This window comes from Arcobacter rhizosphaerae (assembly GCF_049472155.1).
Lineage (GTDB): Bacteria > Campylobacterota > Campylobacteria > Campylobacterales > Arcobacteraceae > Arcobacter_B.
In genome coordinates, this window is the sequence record NZ_JBMOVW010000002.1 from 510,650 (window position 1) to 528,846 (window position 18,197).

Below are 18,197 nucleotides of genomic sequence, written 5' to 3' on the forward strand. Positions count from 1 at the left end.
AAAATAGCACCTTTATTGGTGCTATTTTTGCTAAAGAATAATGAAGCCTAAAAGAACTAATGAAGCTAAGAATAATGCTCCAAATATTGCTCCTAATTTCCACCATGTTGCTTGTGAAATATACCCTGCCCCATACCAAATAGGTGAAGGTCCTGTTGCATAAGGAGTAATAATTCCCATAAGTCCTAGTGATCCAACTAATAGTATTGCTAGTGATGGCACCATTTCTGCTGGAATTAAATTCATTCCAATTCCTAGGAATAATGGTAAAAGTGCAACTACATGAGCTGTAACACTTGCAAATAAATAGTGGAATAAGAAGAATAACACTACAAGTATTATCACAACATTTACAGGATCAACACCAGCTAACCAGCTTGAGATTAAACCTGCTGCCCATTTTAAATAACCAACTTTTTTAAGACCACTTGCCATTGCAACTAAAGTTGCGAACCAAATAAATACATTGATTGCTGCTTTATTTGTAATAACATCTTCCCAATCAATAACTTTTGTTAAAACAAGTAAACATAAAACAACTAGTGCAGCTACTGTACCATTTATACCAATTGTTTTTCCAAAAATCCACATAACTAAAGCTAATAAGCCAAGTCCTAACATAATTAACTCTTTTTTAGTTACAGGTCCCATTTTTTCAAGTTCACTAGCTGCCCATGCAGGAGCTTCTGGTGAAGTTTTTTGCTCAGGTGGATATACTAAATAAGTAATATAAGGAACAAGTAAAAATAGTGGTATCATAATTAAAGCTAATGTACTAAACCACTCTCCCCAAGAGATTAAAATACCTGCATTTTTTTCAACTAATGATACAGCTAATAAATTTGGTGCTAAAGCTGTTAAAAACATTGAACTTGTAACACAAGTTGCTGCAATTGCTACCCATGAAATATATGCACCTAATTTTCTTGGTTCATTTTCAGGAGTTGAATTAAACATCTGAGGAATATTAATAGCAATTGGGAAAATTGTTCCTGCACTTCTTGCTGTGTTTGATGGCATAAATGGCGATAAAATACCATCAGCAAAAGCAACTGCATATCCTAAACCTAGTGATGTTTTACCTAAAGCTTTTACTAAAAGTAAAGCTATTCTTTTACCAAGTCCTGATTTTTTATAACCTAATGCAAACATAAATGCTGCAAAAATTAACCAAATCACTCCATTTGAAAAACCACTTAAAGCCCAATCTCTATTGGCTTTTGCTGTTTCACCTACTAAACCAAATGCTGCACTAAATGCAACTCCTGTTAAACCTATAAGTGCTGCTGGGATTGGCTCTAAAATTAAAGCTACAATTACCCCTAAAAATACTGCGAAAAAGTATTGCGCATTTACACTTAAACCTTCTGGCGTTGGCATTATTGCAATAAGTATTGCAACAAGTAACGGTAATGCTATTTTAAAAGTTTGACTTTGAAGCATGTCATCTCCTTTTTATTTCTTATACTGAAATTTTAAAAAAGTAAAATGACCTTAGTATGACATTTACTAAGTATTAAAAAAGAAAGTAACTAAGGAGAAAATCCTTAGTTTTAATAATTGTTAGTATTTATAAGTTTTTTTTGTTAATTAAATTAATGAGTTAAGTTTATCAGCGAAAGCTTGTTTTGAAGAAGCCCCAATCATTGTATCTACAACTTCACCATCTTTCATGAAGATAATTGTAGGAATAGATCTAACTCCAAATTTAACTGCTAAATCTTGTTCTTCATCAGAATTTACTTTACAAACTTTTGCTTTACCTTCAAACTCTGCTGCTAATTCATCAATAACAGGACTTAACATTCTACAAGGTCCACACCATGGAGCCCAAAAGTCAACTAAAGCTACACCTTCTTTTGTTGTTTCTTCAAAATTACTATTATTTAATTCTATATATTTACTCATTTTTTATCCTTTTTGTTTTATTGGAAAAATTTTATCATTTAATAAATAATATTTAGCTTAAATTGGGCATAAAAAAAGGTAAGACCATTTTGTCTTACCTTTCTTAATAATTGTTTGTATTTTTATTATTTATTATAATAATGAGTTAATTTTATCAGCAAATGCTTGCTTAGAAGAAGCTCCAACCATTTGATCAACAACTTCACCATCTTTCATAAAGATAATTGTAGGAATAGATCTAATTCCATATTTTACAGCTAGATCTTGCTCTTCATCTGTATTTACTTTACAAATATTTGCTTTTCCTTCAAACTCTTCAGCTAACTCTTCAATAACTGGAGCAATCATTCTACAAGGTCCACACCATGGAGCCCAGAAATCAACTAATGAAACACCACTTTTTGTAACTTCTTCAAAATTTGCAGGAGTTAATTCAATATATTTACCCATTTTTATTTCCTTATTATTAATATTTTAGTTCTCTTTATCAAAATAATTTATAAATTAAACTCTTATATTCTAGCCTAGCTAAACTTAAATTATCTTTTATGTATAAATTGAATTCATTAATTACACTAATCTAGCTTAAATCTGTTTTTGGATAAAATAACTCTATTTTAATTAAAATGGATAGTTTTATGGATATAAGAAAAGAGTATTTAGAATTTTTTAAAAATAAAGGGCATGAAGTTGTTTCATCAATGCCTTTAGTACCAGATGATCCAACATTAATGTTTACAAATGCTGGAATGGTACAATTTAAAGATATTTTCACAGGTGCAGTTCCAAAACCAAGTAATCCTACTGCTACATCATGTCAGTTATGTGTAAGAGCTGGTGGAAAGCACAATGACTTAGAAAATGTTGGTTATACTGCAAGACACCACACTTTATTTGAGATGCTAGGTAATTTCTCATTTGGTGACTATTTCAAAAAAGATGCAATAGCTTATGCATGGGAATTTATTACAGTTAATCTTGAACTACCTATAGATAAATTATGGGTAACTATTCATAATGATGATGATGAAGCTTATGAATTATGGCAAAAACATATTGATGCTTCAAGAATCAAAAGATTTGGAGATAAAGACAACTTTTGGTCTATGGGTGACACAGGACCATGTGGACCATGTTCAGAAATTTTTTATGATCAAGGGGAAGAACACTTCTCATCTGATGAAGATTATTTAGGTGGAGAAGGTGATAGATTCTTAGAGATCTGGAACTTAGTATTTATGCAATATGAACAAACTAAAGATGAAAATGGAAAAATCACAAGAACATCTTTACCAAAGCCATCAATTGATACAGGAATGGGACTAGAAAGAGTTATTGCTATTAAAGAAGGTGTTTTAAATAACTTTGATTCATCAAACTTCCAACCTATCATCAAAAAACTTGAAGAATTATCAGCTAAGAAAGCTACTTCTGAAACGATTGGTTCATATAGAGTAATTGCCGATCATTTAAGAGCTAACTCATTTATGTTATCTCAGGGTATTTTATTTGGAAATGAGGGAAGACCTTATGTAAATAGAAGAATTATGAGAAGAGCTGTAAGACATGGTTATTTACTTGGATTTAGAAAACCATTTTTAGCTGAACTTTATGATACTTTATGTGAAATTATGGGGAATCACTATACTGCCTTAATTGAACAAAAAGATTATATAAAAGAGCAATTAACACTAGAAGAAGAGAGATTTATCAAAACTATTGATACAGGAATGAACATCTTTAATGAAGAACTAGCTAATACAAAAGAAGTATTTTCAGGAGATGTAGCATTTAAACTTTATGACACTTATGGATTCCCATTAGATTTAACAGAAGATATGTTAAGAGATAAAAATCTTAAAGTAGATATTGAGAAGTTTAATGAATTAATGTCTGAACAAAAAGCTAAAGCTAAAGCTGCTTGGAAAGGTAGTGGAGATGCTGCAACTAGTGGTGATTTTAAAGCTTTACTTGAAAAATATGGTGAAAATGAATTTGTAGGGTATGAAAATACAAATTACAAAAGTACAATTGTAGCCTTATTAGATGAAAACTTTAAAGAAGTTACTTCATTAAAAAAAGGTGAGAATGGTTGGGTTATGTTAGATAAAACTCCATTTTATGCAACTTCTGGTGGACAAAGTGGAGATATTGGCGCATTAGAAGATAATGAACATATTGCGATTATTGAAGATACTCAAAAATTCCATGGATTAAACCTTTCAAAAGTAAAAGTAGAAAATAGTGATATTAGCCAAAATGAGCAAGTAGAAGCTGTTGTAGTAAATAGATATGAAGTTGCGAAACATCATAGTGCAACACACCTTTTACAAAGTGCTTTAAAAATGGTTTTAGGAGATACTGTATCTCAGGCTGGATCATTAAATGATTCTTCAAGATTAAGATTTGATTTTACATATCCAAAAGCTATGACTCAAAGCCAAATTGAAGAGGTTGAAGATTTAGTAAACTCTATGATTTCAAGAGGAATTGCAGGAAGTGTAGAAGAATTAGCTATTGAAGATGCAAAGAAAAAAGGTGCTATTGCTATGTTTGGTGAAAAATATGGTGATGTTGTAAGAGTAGTAGAATTTGGTGATGTATCCGTTGAATTTTGTGGGGGAACTCATGTAAGAAATACTCATGATATTGGTTCTTTCTATATTACTAAAGAAGCAGGTGTAAGTGCAGGTGTTAGAAGAATTGAAGCAGTATGTGGAATGTCAGCAATTTCTTATGCAAAATCATTTATGAAAAAATATCAAGAAGTTCAAGCAGAAGTTAAAAATCAAGATGCACTTATTGGTATCAAAAAACTAAAAGACCAAATTAAAGAACTTAAGAAAGAAGTTGAAGAAGCTCAAAGCCAAAGCTCAGCTCCTATTAGTGAAGAAACAATAGCTGATACAAAAGTTGTTGTTGATGTTGTTAAAAATGGTGATATTAAAAAAATTGTTGATGATTTAAAAAATGCTAATGAAAAACTTGCAGTATTATTGTTACAAGCAAAAGGTGATAAAGTAATGATAGTTGCAGGAAGTAAAAATACAAATATAAAAGCTGGTGACTGGATTAAGAATATTGCTCCAATCGTTGGTGGTGGAGGTGGTGGAAGACCTGACTTCGCCCAAGCTGGTGGTAAAGATGTATCAAAAATTGAAGATGCAAAAAAAGCTGCTTTAGAGTATGCAAAAGAAAATTTATAGGATTAAAAAGTGACTGAACTATTTGATAATTATTCATCAATTATAGTTTTTCTACATGTGATTTCTGCTGTATTATGGGTAGGTGGAATGTTAGCAATTAGATTTGCCGTTCACTACTCAATGCAAGATATTACAGACCCAAAAATAAAACTAGGAAGAACTTTAGAGTCTTTAAGAAGATTTTTTAATATGGTTATTCCTGCTATTATTTTAATTTTAATAACAGCAACAATAATGATAGTAGCTTTAAATTTAAAAGAATCAACACTTTATAACTTAGTGATGGTAAAAGAAATTGTTTTAACAATAATGACAATAATCTTCATAACTATTTATATAAAAAGAAACAAAGCTTCAAAAGCTTTTGAAAGTGGGAATTTACCTGCTGCTAAAAAACAATTAGAACCTATAGCTAAATACTTTATTCCATTAAATATTATTCTAGGAATTATTGCTATATTCTTAGGAGTTACATTAAGAGGATTTTAATCCTCTTAATCGTCTAAATAATACTCAACTGTTGATACAACTCTAACTCTTTTTATATGTTGTGTATTTTGATCTCTACTTGAAATAGAGAATTGTCCTTGTCTTGCTTTTTTAATTTTTCCTAATTTACTATTTGAATCTTTAGCGAACTTCAAAGCAACTTCTCTAGCTTTTCTTGTAGCTTCTTCTATCATAATAGGTTTTACTTCATTTAGTTTTGTAAAAAAGTACTGAGCTTTTGAATCATAATCATTCATTCTAAATAAAATACCTTTTTTATTTAAAGATGAAATATTTAAAATTACACTTCTAACTAAATCGACATTTTTAGAGTACACATTGATTGTTTGATTTGCACTATACCTAAATCTTACATTTTCATTTGAGTAACTGTTTGCTAACTTATCATTTATTGAAGGTGCTGGTATTGTCCATTCATCTTCCATAATTTCATTATCTTTTAAAAAATCTATTATAATTTTTGTATTTGTTTCAATCTGTTTATTTAAGTCATTTAGATCATTGCTAGCAACTGTGAATTTTATTGGCCATAAAACAATATTTGCATTAAACTCTTTTTGAGATAAGCCCTTTACCGTTACACTTCTATCAAACTGCTTATAGGTTTTAACACCTTCTACTAAAAAATATCCTAAAGAACTTAGCCCTAAAATAAGACATATTCCTAAAACATAAATTGATTTACTACTAAAATTTGACATAAAATTTCCTTTTATTTAAATAATAATCTATTTTTATAAACTAATATAATCATACATAAAAGAATAAATATAAAAGAATAAATCATTATATTCCATCCAAAATGTTCATATATTATAGAAGGTAAAAATGAACCCATAGCTCCACCAAGATAATAAAAAGTAAGGTACATTCCTGAAGTTAATGACTTTTGTTCACTTTTCATAGAATTTGCTAAACCTGTACTCATTGTATGTACTGTAAACATACCAATACAAAAAACAAATAACATTACAAATAAAAATAAAACATCATCACTTACTAAAAAAAAGTTAACTACTGTAAAAATTAATAGACCTACTAAAATAGTATTTAGTTCTGTTTTAAAAAATCTTACTATTTTTTTAGATAATAACGAAACTAAAATTCCCATTCCATAACCTAAATATAAAAGACTTATTTGAAACTCATTTATAGAACTACTTATATCTTTTAATCTAAATGGAAGTACATTTAATACTCCTGCAAATACGAAAAATACACAGAACATTAATAAATATACTAAAACAAATCTTCTATCTTTTAAAATATTTGTAATATCACTAAAACTTGGTTTAGATAGTGTTGCATCACCTTCATATTTTAATTTTTTAACAAAAAATAGTGAAATAAAAATTGCTAAAGATAAAGAGTAAAAAACATATTCATAAGAAAAACTTGTAGCAATAGCACCTGAAAAAATCCGACCTATCATTCCACCTAAAACTGTTGCAGCTACGTAAATTGCCATATTGTATTTGATATTTTCTTTATCTATATTTGCTAATATACTCATAAGTGCTGTTAAAATAGCAGGAACAACTAAAGCTTCACAAAATCTAAAAAATAAAAATGTTTCATAACTATTACTTAAACCTAAAAAGATATTTGTAATAAGTAAAATAGAAGATGAATACATAAGCATTTTTTTAGCACATACTTTTTCTAAAATATATCCATATACAATAGGAGAAATAGCTAAAAAAAGCATTATAATTGCTGTAAATTGAGAAGCTTTTATAACTGAAATATTAAACTCTTTTGCTAAAAGTGGTTGTAAGGGTTGAGTTGCATACATCACAGATAAAACAATCACAATACAATAAACCACAATAAATAAATCTATTTTCTTCATCTATCTTTCATCTCTTATATAAACCTTTTCGAAATAATTTTCAACTATATTCATTCTTACTAGACTTTTAAAATACTCTTTTGTCAATCTTTTTTTTCCTAAAGATTTACTTTTAAAATCTTTTTTAAACTTTTGTATTTGTTCTTGAAAATACAATCCCTTATAATCCAAGATAAACAAATCTTCATTATTTGAGTATTTATAAATTAAGTCTACATAATATTTATTATCAATTAAATAACTAGTAAACTCATAGTTAGAATACTCTAATCTTTCAACTATTTTCATAGATGAAACTTTTAAATCTTTTTTTAATTGATACTCAAAAAAACCTCTTGATAAGCCATTCCAAGTACATGAGTTATCTAGCCATATATACTCAACAAATAACTTTCCATAGTTTTCATCATTTATTGATTTAATATACGCATTGTTTGTACAGTAACTTATAGTTAAAAGTCTTTTTTCGGTATTTAATTTTTCTATATTATTCAAATTATTTGCATATTTAGTAGAAGTACAAGCATTAAAAATAAATGCACTTATTACTATTAGTAATACCATTTTCATTTAAAATCCTTTCTTTAAAGGCGAATTATACCATCTTTTGGGCAATTAATTGACATCCTATTATTTTTTTATTAATATAAACAAATATAACATAAAGGGAAACAATTTAAAAATGATTAAAACCATACTGCTAGTTTTTACAGTTTTAATATTTACAACAGCTTGCTCAAATAAAACTAAATCATTAAATTTTGTAAATAGTTATAAAGAACTTGATAACTTACCATTTCCTAGTGCTTCACTTGAAAAGACTCTCATAAATACCAACTCACAACTAAGACACTTCTACAAAGATTGGAAAGCAGTTAGATATAAGTGGGGAGGAAATTCAAAAAGAGGTATTGATTGTTCTGCATTCGTTCAAAAAGCATATAAAAAAAGTTTTAATTTAAAACTTCCTAGAACAACAAAAAAACAACATAACATAGGAAAGTATATTAAAAAAGATGCTTTAAGATTAGGAGACTTAGTCTTCTTTAAAACAGGTTGGAATACAAGGCACGTAGGAATATATTTAGATAATGCTAGATTTATGCACGCTTCTACTAAAAAAGGTGTAATTATCTCTTCTTTAAACAATCCATATTATAAAAAACACTATTGGAAAGCAAAAAGAATTCTCTTTTAACACTAAGAAAAAAAAGGGTATAATATTCACTTAAAAATCATATTTTAGGAATAATTCGTGATCAAAAAAATAATATTTTTTACTTTTATTATACTCTTTTTAAATGCCTGTAATAGCACAAAAACACTAACATATAAAGAAACATCCAACAAAAATATAACATCCCAAATTGAGGTTCCAGTAAAGCCAAATACAATAAGTAAAAATATTGAATTATCTAAAAATATTGTAAAAAACCAAATACCGAATAAAAAAACTGAAATAGAAAAAAAAGTTTTATCAAATGATGAGATCATAAAAAAAGCACTTATGCAATTTTATAATGAATGGAAAGGTGTAAGATATAAATTTGGTGGTAATTCAAAAAAAGGAATTGACTGCTCTGCTTTCACTCAAAGAATATTTAAAGAGAAATTTAATATTAAAATTCCAAGAAGTACTAGAACACAAGTTAAAGTAGGAGAAAAAATCAAAAAGTCTCAATTAAAACTAGGAGATTTAGTATTTTTTAAAACAGGTAGAATTGATAGACACGTTGGGGTTTATATGGGTAATGGAAAATTTATGCACGCTTCAATAAAAGGCGTTAAATTTACAAAACTAAATAAGAATTTCTACAAAAAAGCATATTGGACATCAAGAAGAATAATCAAAGATTTATAATACAAAAGCCCTAAAGTTTTAATTGTATTTAGGAGAAATGAGTTTATTTTTACTTACTACTCTTGCTATAAAATTTGAAATATGATTAAAAGAGTAATATAAATAGGGCTTTTAGTAATTAGTATAGGTTAATGAGGTAAATGCACTTAAATTTATAATTTAGGAAGCAGAAAGGATACAAATGAGAATGCATCTACCTCTTTAATACTGTAATTATAATAAGAGTATATGATAATTGTATGATTTTATTACAATTTTAAGTAATTTGATAAAAAATACAGACAAATAACACATACTATGTACATTTTTAGCGCATATAAGATATTTAACTTAAATATTTGTTTGCCTTCAAAACCATATCTTGCGACAATAGTTAGATTTAAACCACTAAAAGGTGAAGTTGAAACTGTAGTTGACCAAGCCATTAAAAATGTTACTGCTAATAAAGTATGATTTACTGAACTTAAAAAATCCCCAATTATCGCTATAGTAATTATGGGATGTATTCCTACAAATGCTAATATAATAAAAATAGCTAAAAGAATAGAGGCTATAAACCAATCAAATTTTTCAAAAGGTAAGGATAAATCTAAGCCTATTAAAATAGAACTAATTGAAATACCAAACATACCAGCAATTAAAAAAAGAGACATTTCAACTTTCATTTTTGGAAGTTCATGAAAAATATGCTCTTTTAATTTATTTATAGCTTTAATAAAACCTTTTTTTATTGGTAAAACAAATAAAGATAATAAAAAAGAAAAAACAGAGATAAGAACAATTACTTTAATTGTTGGAAAAAAATGATTAGTAATTAAAACTAAAACAGCTAAAACAAAAGGAAGTATCAAAGTATCAAAAGCTACAGGATACCCTCTAAACTCATCTATATTAAAACTTTTATTTTTTAAAACTTCATAATAAGTAAATAAAAAAGCGATAAAGGCTAAAACAAGACCATTTGAAAGAATAATAACCGTATTTAAATTAGGTGCATAAGTCACAGCAGCAGCAAAGGCTACAAAAAAAGGAGACCAGTAAGCATCACTAGCAAATGCTCTTGTTAGAACTATCACTTGAGTATTTGTAAGCTTAGCTTTTTTATACATTTTATCTGCTACTAAAATTAATGATGAAAGATTTATTACTGAACCAAAAAGATGTACTCCTAAATAAGTTTTTAAAAAAGATTTTTTCCCTTTAGGAAGATTTGAACTTTTATCTTTTTTAGGAGTTGCTATTAATCTTAAAAAACCTACTCCTATTAGAAGAGTTAATAGATATTGATTTACTGTAAAGACTTTTACAAAATCTATTTTAAAATTCATATAAAAAGAGAGACTAAAAGCAAATAAACTTAAAACAATAAGTATATTTAAAATCTTTTTACTATTTAAACTTATATACAAAAGAATAAGTGCAAACCAAGCTAATAAGCCTGAAATTATCAATACTTTATTATTAAAAAAATAAGCAATAAAAGTACTTATAAAAGATAAAAATATTAATACCCCTGAAAAAGGAATTATTTTATTCACTTTTTTTGTCCTTTTTTAAATAAAATATAGATAAATAAATTCCTAAAGCTATAAATACAACTCCAACTAAATGATATAGTTCTAACTTCTCACCTAAAAAGAAATAAGCTAAAACTGCTCCAAAAATTGGCATTAAATGAGTAAATTGCCCTGCTTTATTTGCACCCACTTCAACTGTAGCTATATTCCAAAAGTAAAAAGATAAAATTGAAGGAAATATTATCATATACATCAAAGAGTAAAAAAGCTGTTTATTCTCTATAAAACTTACACTAAAACTATATCCTTGATAGTAAAAAGCAACACTTAACATTACTACACCTATAAAAGAAGTAATTGTTAAAAAATCAAAAGCTTTTAAATCTTTAGGTTTAAACTTTAAAAGTATCGAATATAAAGACCAAACTAATCCAGCTAATAATATCCATAAATCACCCTTTGAAAACTCTAAAGTATTTAAAGATTCAAACTCACCTTTTAAGATAAGATATATAACCCCTAAAGTTGATAAAAAAATACCAAAAACCTGAATAGCTTTAATTTTTACTTTTAATATAATAGTTGATAAAACAACTATCATTATAGGAATAGCTGAATTAATTAATAAGGCATTTATAGCTGTTGTTGTTTGTAAACCATAGTATAAAAAGGTATTAAACCCAGCAACACCAAAACCACCCAATAAAAATAAAAGTAAAAAATCTTTTTTTAATGCCTTTGTTAATCTTTTAATATTTATTAAAATATATGGTAAAAATAAAACTAAAACAAAAAACCATCTATAAAAAGATAACTCTGTTGGTTCAATACTTGTTGATACCAATCTCCCAAAAACAAAATTACCAGACCAAAAAAGTACTGCTAAAACTAATAATATATAATATTGCATCTTCCACTTCTTTTGAAAAAATTTTTAAATTAAAAAAGGGTTCAAGTATATACTTGAACCCTTAAAAAAAGCTTTTATAAAAAAATATTTTACTAGAATTTATATGAAGTGTAAACTCTAAAGATATTATCATCATTTGAAGCTGTGTCAAAATCAGCACTTTCATACATAACTTTTGCAGAAAGATTTTTATTAAATGCATATTGTAAGAATCCACCAACTGCATCAATTTTTTCATAGTTTAAAGGAGAAGTAGGTTCATCTGTATTTACTTGACCATAATAAGCAACAGCCGTTACACCTGCAATATTTGTAGCAATAACACCAACTAAAGTATCAGTATTTTTAGTATAAGTTACACTTCCACCATGTAAAGGTAAAGCAGTAAAGGCATTATCAGCACCTGAACCAACACCAGGATAAACTGTACCATCACTTCCTGTTGTTGTATATAATGCTGTTAAATTAAACATCCCAACATTTCCACTAGCTTTTAAACCAAACATTGTTCCATCTTCTGAACCATTTGTTGTATCAAAATACTGTGCATGAATATTTGCTACACCAAAATCATAACCTGCTTCTAAATATGTAGCATCCTTATCATTTGCAGAAACTTTACCTTTTACATCTAAATATTGTGCTTGTAAAGTTAAATTTTCTATAGAATTATTCTTTATATATAAAGTCATAGCACCATCTTCAAACTGATCAAATTCACCTGGATCTCCAGCTTGATTTGTTCTATCTTGATATTTATCAACATAAGCAGCACTTACAATAGTATTTGGTAAATCTTTATTAACTACAGTAATTCCTTCAAATGATTGTTTAATCATTCTAGTACCAGAACCAGCAACTAATGGAGTTTTAATATACTGTCTACCAACTTTTAAAGATGTATTACTAATTGTATATTGTAAATAAGCCTCAGACATAACAGAACCTGATGCATCCATAGTCTTATTAAAATCATTAGTACCCTCTGTAGATATATCTAAAACATGAGAAGTTTGAAAAGTAACTCCTGCATTAAATCCATAAAAAGAACCTGTAATAACATTTATATTACCACCAATAACTGAGATATCATCACTTTTCCCATCTGATACAGGCTCTACACTAAAATATTGAGCTTTTATTTCACCTTTCATTTTTGAATTAGAAAAAGCCTCTTCTAAAGTTTCAGCAAATGTCGTACCTGAAAATAGTAAACATGCAGCCATACTTAATTTTGTAATTTTTTTCATTTTATCTCCCCAAGATTTCGAAATTTTCTAGACTACCATACACGCGCAATAATAGTTGGTACTCTACAAAAAATATTTTAATTAAATAAAATCGCAAAACTATCGCACTAATAAAATATAGGGACATACGGCATAGAAATGCCGTATTTTATGTCTAAATCATTTTAAGAAAAGAATGTTGAGTATTGAAGTTGCTAGTGATAAAAAGAAAGCATAATAAGTTTAAAAGCAAAAAACACAGGTACCACAACTTCAAATTTTAAATGTATCACTTGTACCTTCAGTTAAAATAATAACAAAAAAATTTCGCAATTTAATCGCAAAATACTACTCAGTAAAAAAATCTAATAACAGTTTATTAAATCTATCTTTATGTTCTATTTGACTCCAATGTCCACACTTAGCAAAACTATGAAGTTGAGAATTATCAATTAACTTATGAAGTCTTATAGAATTTTCAAAAGGTATAACCTTATCATCTCTTCCATGAATTATTAAAACTTCATTTTCAATAGCTTCAATATCTTTTTCATCACTTGCCATAGCACTTACACTACTTTGTCTTGGATATGGGAACATTGAACCAAAAGACTCTTGAAAACCAGGTCTAATACTAGCTTCATATCTCATCTTTGCTAAATCATCAGTTACTAATTCTCTACTATAAGCAAAAGTATCAAGTAAAGCTTTCATATTTTCTATACTTGGTGTATACCCCCATGCTTGGTCAAGTCCTGCTGTTAATTCAAACTCAACACCCATAGCTCCCATTAAAACTATTTTATCAAATCTTTGAGGATACTTTATACTTAAAGCTAAAGCTAAAGCTCCACCAAAAGAGTTACCAACTAAATTTGTTTTTTCAATATTTAAAGCATCCATTAAATCAATAATTTGCTTTACCCACACATCCATATTATAAACCATGCCATTAACTCTTTGCGTATATCCAAAACCTGCCATATCAGGAGCTATCACTCTAAAATTATGTGCAAGTTCAGGCATTGCTAATCGCCAATTTGCATAAGCTGAAACCCCTGGGCCTGAACCATGAATAAATATTATAGGTTCACCCTCTCCTAAATCATGATAATTTGTATCAAATTCACCTGTTTTTATACTATTTGCTATTTCTGGGTTTGACATTTTTACTCCTTATTTAAATTAAATTCTCTTGCTAAAAGTTCATAAGATCTTTTTCTATGTTCAAAAGAATAAGTCACATTCACAATAATTACCTCATCAACTTCATACTCTAAAGCTAACTGTTCTATTTGTTGTTTACACTCTTTTGCATTTCCAAGTATCATAGTATTCATTGTTTCTTCATAATATTTTCTATCCTCAAAGCTTAAACTTTTTATTAGTTCTTGAACTATTTGTGGATTTTGAAGTTCATCCCTTGATGGATGTCTAAAAGCTTGTAATTTCCAGTAAGTATGAGTACTTGCTATATATTCTGCTTCTTCTTTATTATCTGCTACTATACAAGCAACAGCAATACTTGCTTTTGGTTCCTTAAAATTTTGACTTTTATTAAAGCTATTTTTATACTCTTCTAAAATAGAAGGGTTTCTATCATGGGTACCTATAAATAAAGCAAGAATAAAACCAGCACCTAAAACCCCTGCTAAAGAGGAACTAGAATTACTAGAACCAAGTAAATAAACAGGTGTACTGTGTACTCCTTGGGGTGAAAGTTTTAAATCATAAAATGCTGATTGTTTTGAAGTAGTATTATCTAAATAGTTTATAAGTTCATAAGCTTTTTGAGAATAATCACTTTTTGAAGTATGCAAAGCTCGTGTAGCTAAGAAACTTCCTCCACTAGCTCGTCCTATTCCTAAGTCAATTCTATTATTATATAAAGCACTAAGTGTATTAAATGTTTCAGCTACCTTAAAAGAACTATAATGATTTAGCATAACTCCACCACTACCAACTCTAATCTTTGAAGTATTAGAAGAAACTGCTCCAATCATAATTTCAGGAGCACAAGAAGCATACCCAGGAGTATCATGATGTTCTGCTAATAAATATCTATGATAACCTAAGCTTTCACAAAACTTAGCTAATTCTATAGTATCAAATAAACCTTCTTTTGCTTCTTTTCCATCATGAATAGGTGATTGGTCTAATACACTTAATTTTAACACTTTATCGCCCCATCTTTTTTACACTCTCTCCACCTATTCCAAAGTGTTGTTTTGGCATTTCATTTAAAATTACCCTAACATTTTGTTTTGGTGCATCTATAGCTTCATGAATTGCTTGAGTTACTTTTTCTATAAGTTTCTCTTTTTGCTCATCACTTCTACCTTCAATAATATTAATTTGTGCAATAGGCATAAAAGCTCCTTTTTTAATGTCCCATCAAAAAAGGGACCATTTCATTTTTAATTTCTTTCATCGGTAAAAGTAAATTTTACCTAAAGAAACAAACCCTAAAGAGAGCAACGAGTTGCTCTTGTTTTCTATATGAATTTCATAGTTAAAGTTCCTAAGTCTTGGAATTTAACAGTTACATTATCACCTTTATTAACAGTAGTCGCAGCCGTAATTGCTCCACTTAAAATATAAGAACCAGCCTTTAAAACCTCACCTCTTTCACTCATCATATTAGCAAGCATAGCAATAGCAGTAGCAGGGTGTCCAAGAACAGCAGCACCAGCTCCTAGTTGAACAACTTCACCATTTATTTCCATAACTACACCAAGTGTTTTTAGGTCAATTTCATCAACTTTTTTAGCCATACCACCACTTACATATCTTGAAGATGAAGAGTTATCGGCAATTACAGATTTTAAATCAAATTTAAAATCCTTATATCTTGAATCAATAATCTCAACAGCTGGCATTACAAAATCAGTAGCAGCTAAAACATCACCTATATGACATCCAGGTCCACTTAAATCATCTTTTAATACAAAAGCAATCTCAGCTTCTACTTTTGGATGAATTAATTCATCAAAAGGAATTTGTGCCCCATCACCATAAGCAAAGTAATCGCATAAGTATCCATAACAAGGATTAGGAACACCCATTTGTTTCATTTTAGCTTGAGATGTTAATCCCATTTTCATACCTACAATTTTATGACCTCTTTTCTCTTTTGCAGCTCTTGCAGTCCATTGAATATCATAAGCATCTTCATAAGTCATATCTGGATAATCATCTGTAATTTTAGTAATCTCATAAGCTTGTAATTCAGCATCTTCACAATGCTTTGCTAATTTTTCTATTGTAGCTTTATCTAATGCCATTATAGTAATCCTTTTTGTTTAGCTAATTCCATAGCACAATCATCAATCATATCTTCTTGACCACCAATCATTCCTCTTCTACCTAATTCAACTAGTAAAGTTCTAGCATCTATTCCATATTTTTCTTCTGCACGTCTAGCAAATAGTAAAAATGATGAATAAACCCCTGCATATCCTAAAGTAATAGAATCTCTTGAAATTCTTGTAGGTTTACCCATAATAGGAAGTGCAATATCCTCAGCAGCATCTTCAATAGCTTCAAGGTTAACACCAGTTTCAACACCCATTCTATTACAAACAGCAACTAATACTTCTGTTGCAGTATTACCAGAACCAGCACCAAAACCTGCAAGTGATGCATCAATTCTAGTTGCTCCTGCTTCAATAGCTGCTAAAGAATTAGCCACACCCATTGATAAGTTATTATGACCATGGAAACCAAGTTCAATTTCATCTCCAAACTCAGCTTTAAGTGCAGATATTCTAGCACTTACCATATCAGGTAATAAATATCCAGCTGAATCAGTTGCATAAATAGTAGTAGCACCATAAGAAACCATTTTTCTAGCCTCTTCAACTAATCTTTTTTCATCTACCATGTGTGCCATCATTAAGAAACCAACTGTATCAATTCCCATAGATTTAGCAGCTTTTATATGTTGAGCAGAACAATCAGCTTCCGTACAGTGAGTAGCTACTCTAACCATAGAAATTCCATGTTCAACAGCTCTCTCAAGGTCTTTTACAATTCCAATACCAGGAAGTAAAAGAGCTGATATTTTAGCTTGTGTCATATTTGGTACTACTGCATCTAACCACTCTTCATCTGAGTGTCTTCCCCATCCATAGTTAAGTGATGAACCACCAAGACCATCTCCATGTGTAACTTCAATAAAAGGAACACCTGCTTTATCCATTGCTGTTGACATATTTGTCATCTCTTCAAGTGAAAATTGATGTCTAATTGAGTGCATTCCATCTCTTAAAGACATATCATGAATTTTTATTTTTTTACCTTGTAAATCCATCTTATGCTCCTTTAATTTTTTTAGCCATTTGTTCAGCTATATTAGTTGCAGCTGCTGTAATAATGTCTAAATTACCTGCATACTTAGGAAGATAATCCCCTAATCCCTCAATCTCTAACCAAATAGAAATTTTATTACCATCAAAAACTGGTCCATTTTTTAATACATATCCAGGAATAAACTCTTGCATTTTTTCAACCATTTCATGGATTGATTTTGTAATAGCTTCTTCATCAGGTTTTTCAGCTGTTAAACAATGAATTGTATCTCTCATCATAAGTGGTGGTTCTGCTGGATTTAAAATAATAATAGCTTTACCTTTTCTAGCTTTACCAACTTGCTCAATACCAAGTTTTGTAGTTTCTGTAAACTCATCAATATTTGCACGAGTTCCAGGCCCTGCTGATTTAGATGCTGCTGTTGCTACAATTTCTGCATATTCAACTTCTTGAACTTTTGATACAGCTGCTATCATAGGAATAGTAGCTTGTCCACCACAAGTAACCATATTTACATTTTGAGTATCTTGAGATAAAAGCTCTTCCATATTAACAGATGGTACACAAAAAGGACCAATAGCAGCAGGAGTTAAATCAATAACTTGAACTCCAAGTTCAGCTAATTTTCTATTGTTTTCACCATGAACATAAGCTGATGTTGCATCAAATGCAATTTTTACCCCATCTTCTTTTATAAAAGGTAATAATCCATCAACACCTTGAGCTGTTGTTTTCATTCCATCTTCTTTAGCTCTTAATAAACCATCAGACTCTGGATCAATACCAACCATCCATAAAGGATTTAATATTTCACTTCTTTTTAGTTTATACATTAGGTCTGTTCCAATATTTCCAGACCCAATTAATGCACAATTTATTTTTGACATGATATT

Annotated in this window: 19 protein-coding genes; 4 read left to right on the forward strand and 15 right to left on the reverse strand. The window is 29.0% G+C overall.

Going from position 1 to position 18,197, the window contains the following annotated elements; translation table 11 throughout:
* Positions 1 to 30: 30 nt before the first annotated feature.
* From ACH5BH_RS05560 to trxA (ACH5BH_RS05570), 3 genes are all read right to left on the reverse strand, one after another.
* Positions 31 to 1,443 (reverse strand): DASS family sodium-coupled anion symporter, encoded by a 1,413-nt coding sequence (locus ACH5BH_RS05560; RefSeq protein WP_423297708.1) that lies wholly within the window; start codon positions 1,441 to 1,443, stop codon positions 31 to 33.
* A gap of 147 nt (positions 1,444 to 1,590) precedes the next feature.
* Positions 1,591 to 1,908 carry a thioredoxin gene (gene trxA / locus ACH5BH_RS05565; RefSeq protein ID WP_404306119.1) on the reverse strand — a complete coding sequence of 106 codons (318 nt, stop codon included), beginning with the start codon at positions 1,906 to 1,908 and terminating at the stop codon, positions 1,591 to 1,593.
* 132 nt (positions 1,909 to 2,040) lie between these two features.
* Positions 2,041 to 2,358: a thioredoxin gene (gene trxA / locus ACH5BH_RS05570; protein ID WP_254577012.1), complete on the reverse strand. Its 318-nt coding sequence runs from the start codon at positions 2,356 to 2,358 to the stop codon at positions 2,041 to 2,043.
* A 188-nt stretch (positions 2,359 to 2,546) separates the two neighbouring features.
* Between trxA (ACH5BH_RS05570) and alaS the strand changes: the two genes are divergently transcribed.
* Entirely contained in the window at positions 2,547 to 5,114 is a 2,568-nt protein-coding gene (alaS, locus tag ACH5BH_RS05575) for an alanine--tRNA ligase (protein ID WP_423297709.1), read from the forward strand.
* Between the two features lie 9 nt (positions 5,115 to 5,123).
* Positions 5,124 to 5,603 carry a hypothetical protein gene (locus ACH5BH_RS05580; protein ID WP_423297710.1) on the forward strand — a complete coding sequence of 160 codons (480 nt, stop codon included), beginning with the start codon at positions 5,124 to 5,126 and terminating at the stop codon, positions 5,601 to 5,603.
* A 5-nt stretch (positions 5,604 to 5,608) separates the two neighbouring features.
* Here the strand turns inward: ACH5BH_RS05580 and ACH5BH_RS05585 are convergent, their stop codons facing one another.
* Genes ACH5BH_RS05585 through ACH5BH_RS05595 form a run of 3 tightly spaced genes read right to left on the reverse strand, consistent with a single transcriptional unit; the run spans position 5,609 to position 8,046 of the window.
* Positions 5,609 to 6,325 carry an SIMPL domain-containing protein gene (locus ACH5BH_RS05585; RefSeq protein ID WP_423297711.1) on the reverse strand — a complete coding sequence of 239 codons (717 nt, stop codon included), beginning with the start codon at positions 6,323 to 6,325 and terminating at the stop codon, positions 5,609 to 5,611.
* Between the two features lie 11 nt (positions 6,326 to 6,336).
* A complete protein-coding gene (locus ACH5BH_RS05590) occupies positions 6,337 to 7,476 on the reverse strand; it encodes an MFS transporter (RefSeq protein WP_423297712.1) in 1,140 nt (379 codons plus the stop codon).
* Entirely contained in the window at positions 7,477 to 8,046 is a 570-nt protein-coding gene (locus ACH5BH_RS05595; RefSeq protein WP_423297713.1) for a hypothetical protein, read from the reverse strand.
* A 112-nt stretch (positions 8,047 to 8,158) separates the two neighbouring features.
* On the opposite strand from ACH5BH_RS05595, the gene ACH5BH_RS05600 reads away from it, so the two are divergent.
* Positions 8,159 to 8,674, forward strand: a complete 516-nt coding sequence (locus ACH5BH_RS05600; RefSeq protein WP_404306132.1) for an NlpC/P60 family protein — start codon at positions 8,159 to 8,161, stop codon at positions 8,672 to 8,674.
* Positions 8,675 to 8,731: 57 nt separating this feature from the next.
* Positions 8,732 to 9,337: an NlpC/P60 family protein gene (locus ACH5BH_RS05605; RefSeq protein WP_423297714.1), complete on the forward strand. Its 606-nt coding sequence runs from the start codon at positions 8,732 to 8,734 to the stop codon at positions 9,335 to 9,337.
* A gap of 248 nt (positions 9,338 to 9,585) precedes the next feature.
* Here ACH5BH_RS05605 and ACH5BH_RS05610 read toward each other — a convergent pair whose 3' ends face one another.
* The 9 genes from ACH5BH_RS05610 to ACH5BH_RS05650 form a co-directional block, all read right to left on the reverse strand.
* Positions 9,586 to 10,875: a tellurium resistance protein TerC gene (locus ACH5BH_RS05610; RefSeq protein WP_423297715.1), complete on the reverse strand. Its 1,290-nt coding sequence runs from the start codon at positions 10,873 to 10,875 to the stop codon at positions 9,586 to 9,588.
* The gene (locus ACH5BH_RS05615) at positions 10,868 to 11,764 is read right to left on the reverse strand and encodes a DMT family transporter (protein ID WP_404306138.1); all 897 of its coding nucleotides are present in this window, start codon (positions 11,762 to 11,764) and stop codon (positions 10,868 to 10,870) included. Before ACH5BH_RS05615 ends, ACH5BH_RS05610 begins: the two co-directional genes overlap by 8 nt.
* Before the next feature lie 92 nt (positions 11,765 to 11,856).
* Positions 11,857 to 13,014 carry an OprD family outer membrane porin gene (locus ACH5BH_RS05620; protein ID WP_423297716.1) on the reverse strand — a complete coding sequence of 386 codons (1,158 nt, stop codon included), beginning with the start codon at positions 13,012 to 13,014 and terminating at the stop codon, positions 11,857 to 11,859.
* 327 nt (positions 13,015 to 13,341) lie between these two features.
* A complete protein-coding gene (locus ACH5BH_RS05625; protein WP_423297717.1) occupies positions 13,342 to 14,160 on the reverse strand; it encodes an alpha/beta fold hydrolase in 819 nt (272 codons plus the stop codon).
* A 2-nt stretch (positions 14,161 to 14,162) separates the two neighbouring features.
* The gene (locus ACH5BH_RS05630; RefSeq protein ID WP_423297718.1) at positions 14,163 to 15,170 is read right to left on the reverse strand and encodes an MsnO8 family LLM class oxidoreductase; all 1,008 of its coding nucleotides are present in this window, start codon (positions 15,168 to 15,170) and stop codon (positions 14,163 to 14,165) included.
* Between the two features lies 1 nt (position 15,171).
* Positions 15,172 to 15,381: a 2-hydroxymuconate tautomerase gene (thmT, locus tag ACH5BH_RS05635; protein ID WP_404306250.1), complete on the reverse strand. Its 210-nt coding sequence runs from the start codon at positions 15,379 to 15,381 to the stop codon at positions 15,172 to 15,174.
* Between the two features lie 107 nt (positions 15,382 to 15,488).
* Positions 15,489 to 16,277 (reverse strand): 2-oxo-3-hexenedioate decarboxylase, encoded by a 789-nt coding sequence (gene dmpH / locus ACH5BH_RS05640; protein WP_404306146.1) that lies wholly within the window; start codon positions 16,275 to 16,277, stop codon positions 15,489 to 15,491.
* Positions 16,277 to 17,305, reverse strand: coding sequence for a 4-hydroxy-2-oxovalerate aldolase (gene dmpG / locus ACH5BH_RS05645; RefSeq protein ID WP_423297719.1), 1,029 nt, complete (start codon positions 17,303 to 17,305; stop codon positions 16,277 to 16,279). Before dmpG ends, dmpH begins: the two co-directional genes overlap by 1 nt.
* A 1-nt stretch (position 17,306) precedes the next feature.
* A complete protein-coding gene (locus tag ACH5BH_RS05650; protein ID WP_490372058.1) occupies positions 17,307 to 18,191 on the reverse strand; it encodes an acetaldehyde dehydrogenase (acetylating) in 885 nt (294 codons plus the stop codon).
* Positions 18,192 to 18,197 lie beyond the last annotated feature (6 nt).

What these genes read in the sequence shown, in the direction of transcription:
- ACH5BH_RS05560 (WP_423297708.1), bottom strand. Translation starts at nt 1,443, where the DNA reads ATGCTTCAAAGTCAAACTTTTAAAATAGCATTACCGTTACTTGTTGCA.
- trxA (WP_404306119.1), bottom strand. Translation starts at nt 1,908, where the DNA reads ATGAGTAAATATATAGAATTAAATAATAGTAATTTTGAAGAAACAACA.
- trxA (WP_254577012.1), bottom strand. Translation starts at nt 2,358, where the DNA reads ATGGGTAAATATATTGAATTAACTCCTGCAAATTTTGAAGAAGTTACA.
- alaS (WP_423297709.1), top strand. Translation starts at nt 2,547, where the DNA reads ATGGATATAAGAAAAGAGTATTTAGAATTTTTTAAAAATAAAGGGCAT.
- ACH5BH_RS05585 (WP_423297711.1), bottom strand. Translation starts at nt 6,325, where the DNA reads ATGTCAAATTTTAGTAGTAAATCAATTTATGTTTTAGGAATATGTCTT.
- ACH5BH_RS05590 (WP_423297712.1), bottom strand. Translation starts at nt 7,476, where the DNA reads ATGAAGAAAATAGATTTATTTATTGTGGTTTATTGTATTGTGATTGTT.
- ACH5BH_RS05595 (WP_423297713.1), bottom strand. Translation starts at nt 8,046, where the DNA reads ATGAAAATGGTATTACTAATAGTAATAAGTGCATTTATTTTTAATGCT.
- ACH5BH_RS05600 (WP_404306132.1), top strand. Translation starts at nt 8,159, where the DNA reads ATGATTAAAACCATACTGCTAGTTTTTACAGTTTTAATATTTACAACA.
- ACH5BH_RS05615 (WP_404306138.1), bottom strand. Translation starts at nt 11,764, where the DNA reads ATGCAATATTATATATTATTAGTTTTAGCAGTACTTTTTTGGTCTGGT.
- ACH5BH_RS05620 (WP_423297716.1), bottom strand. Translation starts at nt 13,014, where the DNA reads ATGAAAAAAATTACAAAATTAAGTATGGCTGCATGTTTACTATTTTCA.
- ACH5BH_RS05625 (WP_423297717.1), bottom strand. Translation starts at nt 14,160, where the DNA reads ATGTCAAACCCAGAAATAGCAAATAGTATAAAAACAGGTGAATTTGAT.
- dmpH (WP_404306146.1), bottom strand. Translation starts at nt 16,277, where the DNA reads ATGGCATTAGATAAAGCTACAATAGAAAAATTAGCAAAGCATTGTGAA.
- dmpG (WP_423297719.1), bottom strand. Translation starts at nt 17,305, where the DNA reads ATGGATTTACAAGGTAAAAAAATAAAAATTCATGATATGTCTTTAAGA.
- ACH5BH_RS05650 (WP_490372058.1), bottom strand. Translation starts at nt 18,191, where the DNA reads ATGTCAAAAATAAATTGTGCATTAATTGGGTCTGGAAATATTGGAACA.